General features: G+C 59.7%; 4 protein-coding genes and 1 riboswitch. Of the genes, 2 read left to right on the plus strand and 2 right to left on the minus strand.

Going from position 1 to position 3,997, the window contains the following annotated elements:
* Positions 1–196: 196 nt before the first annotated feature.
* Positions 197–883, minus strand: a complete 687-nt coding sequence (locus ACLP25_RS25775; protein WP_442471963.1) for a putative Ig domain-containing protein — start codon at positions 881–883, stop codon at positions 197–199.
* Between the two features lie 90 nt (positions 884–973).
* Positions 974–1,052: riboswitch (cyclic di-GMP riboswitch) on the minus strand.
* 415 nt (positions 1,053–1,467) lie between these two features.
* Between ACLP25_RS25775 and ACLP25_RS25780 the strand changes: the two genes are divergently transcribed.
* Positions 1,468–2,064 (plus strand): hypothetical protein, encoded by a 597-nt coding sequence (locus ACLP25_RS25780; protein ID WP_442471964.1) that lies wholly within the window; start codon positions 1,468–1,470, stop codon positions 2,062–2,064.
* Here the strand turns inward: ACLP25_RS25780 and ACLP25_RS25785 are convergent.
* Positions 2,033–2,575, minus strand: coding sequence for a protein-tyrosine phosphatase family protein (locus ACLP25_RS25785; protein WP_442471965.1), 543 nt, complete (start codon positions 2,573–2,575; stop codon positions 2,033–2,035). The two genes, ACLP25_RS25780 and ACLP25_RS25785, sit on opposite strands and share 32 nt — an antisense overlap.
* A gap of 212 nt (positions 2,576–2,787) precedes the next feature.
* Between ACLP25_RS25785 and ACLP25_RS25790 the strand changes: the two genes are divergently transcribed.
* A complete protein-coding gene (locus ACLP25_RS25790; RefSeq protein ID WP_442471966.1) occupies positions 2,788–3,639 on the plus strand; it encodes a hypothetical protein in 852 nt (283 codons plus the stop codon).
* Positions 3,640–3,997 lie beyond the last annotated feature (358 nt).

Below are 3,997 nucleotides of genomic sequence, written 5' to 3' on the forward strand. Positions count from 1 at the left end.
CCCATGCCGGCGGCAGCAAGGATTACAAGGTCGATCGGGTCATTCAATACGCGGGCCCGGTTCGTGCACTGACCGAATCCGGGAATGCGACGGATAAGCTCCTCGCGGGCGAACGCTCCGATGTCACTTCATCCCTATCCGGCTAGTTAGGTTCGCATCAAGGGCGAATATGCAAAGCCTACCCGGAATTCCTCCATCAAATCGCCACGGGCACGATGGCGGACAAGCTGCTCTCGACGTCGGAGCTGGTGTAGGATTTGATTGCGAAATACCAAGTACCGGTCGCGAGATTGTCGACGACGAAGCTGGTGGAGTTGGGATTGCTAACATCGACGACGTGCGTCAAGTGCGTCGAACTCTCGCCGTAATAGATATGGTACCCGGCGAGTTCCGTACCCATCACGCTCGCGGTCGGCACCGTCCATGACAGCGCCGCTACTCCGGCGGTGGCTTGCGTCACTTCAATTGAAAAGGCAGCGAGCGCAGTGGTGGCGCTGCCGTCGCTGACCGTAATCACGATCTGTGCGGAACTGCCCACATAGGCGGTGGTTGGCGTGCCCGCGAGCGTGCCTGTGGTGGGATCAAATCTTGCCCAGCCGGGTTGGTTTTTGATCGCAAAGGTGAGCGCTGCTCCGCGTGCGTCGCTGGCGGTCGGGCGGAAACTGTAACTACTGCCGGCGGCGACCGACGACGCGGGACTACCGGAGATCGTAAGCCCGCTGTTCGCGACGGCGCTTGGCGCGGGCGACGCACTGACCGCGGCGCCATTGCTTCCGCTCGTGCCATTGTTGCTTCCGCTCGTGCCATTGTTGCAGCCGCCGAGGATCGCCACAGCGAAGGTTACTGAAAAAAATGCAATATAAACGCGTACCGTTGATGCCATGTCCACCGTTTCCTAACTTTGTTAAACATAGTCGGTCGGCGGAGGACTGCCACAACTTATGGGTTACACAATAACAGCGAATGCGCCATCACCGGCGACCCCGCTATCTGCCACACACAGACCGGAAGCTTTGCGCCCCCGTCTCGCGACGGGTTTGCCTTTCGAGGAGGTAGTGAACTATGGTTCGCACGCGCCAGCAATATGTCGCCTCGGGCCGACAGGGCATGGTCCGCAGAAGTGAATACTCAGGTTCATGCCTGTAGAATAGGCAGGCGCATGGAACGCTCACCACAACCTGCTGCGGAATGTCGGGCCCAGCGAATCAGGAGTTCGTGAATGTTGTTCAATAGCGGCATCTTTGCGCTGTTCCTAGCTGTATTTCTTCCGCTGTATTTTTTCGGTCGGCGCCACGTCACGGCGCTCCTCGAGGCGGTCGGCGTTCACGCGCAAGCACCGTCCCTCGCCATCATTACGAATCAATTGTGCGGCTGATCGCCTGAAACGTGTAGAAGGAAAGCCCGACGGGAAGAGATTCGTATCAGCGCCGCTGCGAGCCGCTTGCGGTGAATGTTCAAGATATGCTCATGCAATATCGCTTGTATCGGTTCATCGCCGACCACAGCGAGCTTTACACCTTCGTGAGAGAGAGGATCAGCCTGTTCCTGAAAATGAGAATAAAGAGCGAGCGGAAACAAAGCTTGAGTGTCGCATTTGCCGGCGAAGAAGAGGGCGGATCGCCATCGCCCGAACATGACATCGATGAGCTTCAACATCGCAATAAGATCGACCTCTCCGCCGCGATCCTGCTGCGTGCGCACGACGTAGTCGTCTCGAGCGGCGAGGACTTTTACGTCATCGATATTCCCGCGCGACTGTCCCGCATTGAATTCGCATCGCCGCTCGGTGTTCTGCCGGAGACGGTGCGCTCCCGCCTGAAGATCATTTCGCCGCTTTCCGCGCTGTACAGGGCGGCGCGGCCTGACCTCAAGCTGTATTACGAGAAAGGCCAAGGACACTTCACCCCCACCGGCGTTGGGATTCTCGTTGACGAAGCGGTCAAGAGTATCGTTTCCTCGCCCCGGCTTGCCTCGTGTGCGGACGATGCCCACCGCGCGGCCGCGGCAACTGAGCCCTTCGGGCATGCGGGCCTTAGCGCCGCCGGATTCCCGCCGGCGCCTTGATTCGCGGTTTTTGGTGCTTCGGCCAGTCTCGTATATAGCCGGCTTGCTCGGCGGTCTGCGGCACAATCGGCCAGCTCTCGGCACGCGCGCACTGGCTCCACAATCGGTTCAGCTGCTCGAGCGCAGATTTTCCGTCGAGGCCCCCCTCGGCGAGGTAGCAACCCACGACGAGGCTGGTGCGCCCGATGCCGGCGCGGCAATGGATGTACATGCGCCGCCCGAGCGCGATGGCATTGCGAATTCGCGACTGAAGCTCCTGCATCTGTCCAATCTCGCTCGGCACCCCGGTATCGCGTATTGCGCAGCGTAGATAGTGAGTATGCATGGGCAAGAGTCCGCGGTAATCCGGCATTTCGTCCATTTCCGTCAGGTCGATGAAGTAATCGATTCCCGCCTTGCACAGGCGAGCCAGGCGCTCGCGCGCGTCGGTCTCATTGGCTCCGTAGGGATGCTCGCCGGCGAGCATCAGGTCGGGTATCACCCAATAGGTGTTAGGCAGCGGTGGGTCCATGCAACTCGTCATTTTACTATCGGCCAGAACAAAAACATCGTTGAATCTCGCCGAATTGCGCCCATGGGCCGTGCACGCCGCCTCCGGTAGACTGAAATTGCATCATATCCAATTGACTCACCATAACGGTCCCAGTTCTGGCCGCGGCGGTCGCACTGTCAGCCTGCCGTTCGCTCGTAACCGCATCGCAGGCACCCTACCCGCCAAGTCGAATGATTACCGCCGTGACCTGGGATTTTTCGGCCGGCACGAAATCGCGTAAGGCGCTGGGCAGCGACTTATGGCCCTGTACCTGGGCGCGCGATGACAATCTATACTGCGCCTGGGGCGATGGCGGCGGCTTCGACGACGACAATATCGGACGCGTAAGCCTCGGCTTTGCCCGAATAACCGGAATTCCCCTCGCCCATGGGGAATCGGGGTTTTACCGGGAAGAATGTGTGGGCGCCCCTCCCTACTCGGAGAACTCCGCGACGTTTGGGGGAAAAGTCGAGAGCCTGGTTTCGATTGACGGCGTCTTGTACGCGATCCGCGGCTTTTGGACCTCGGAAAACACCGAGGATCCCGCACATCGGAGCGGTAGCGGTCCCCTCCACACCCTGGCGTGGTCGTCCGATCTCGGCAAGAACTGGCAGACCACTCCATCCGCCCCGGGCGTCTATCAATACTTGAGCGCGGTCACCCGGCATGGCCGCAGCGCTTCTTGGTCGACTTCGGAGTCCGAAGCGCGTGCGATCTTTCGCGATCCCAACAACGTGGACTTTCCCGATGTGATCTATGATCACCAGCTGCATCGCTATCTCATGACGGTCGGACACTATCGGACCGGGTTTTACAGCGATTCTTCGATCGGACAATTCGGTCTCTTCGAGGGCCCTCACCCTTGGGGACCCTGGTCGACTATCGATTACTACGACGACTGGGGCCATTACGGGCGCGGCGCTGCGGGCGATTTCCTAGGCATGCACATGCCGAATAAATGGGTCGGATTCGACGGCAAAACGCGCTGGTTCGTATTCTCGGCGCTGCATAATTGGCTCCACGCAACGTCAGCGCAAAACTAACCGACACGACGAGCGCGACGGGGGCGATCGGAAGCGCGGGCAAATCGTAGCTGTCATCCCCATCGTCCATCACCACGAAAGTTCCGCGCGCCGCTTGAATTCCGCCCGGTAAGGCGGCCCCGTAGCCGCGCCTCGGGATGGACATCACTCGCGCACCACAGCGCTCAACGAGCCTCTGCAACCCATCCGTGTGCCACCACCTCGCCGTTGATTCCCCCGCTGTCGAGGAAACCCCGCGCTTTGCGGACGCAGGTCTTGATCGTTTCCGCCTCGTTCAGGCAGGGCATTATTTAGGATTCTGAGTTCCATCGTGCCGGGGCTGAGTTCATTGCTTTATTCTGCGGCAACCGTCGACGGT

Source organism: Roseiarcus sp. (assembly GCF_052145395.1).
Lineage (GTDB): Bacteria > Pseudomonadota > Alphaproteobacteria > Rhizobiales > Beijerinckiaceae > Roseiarcus.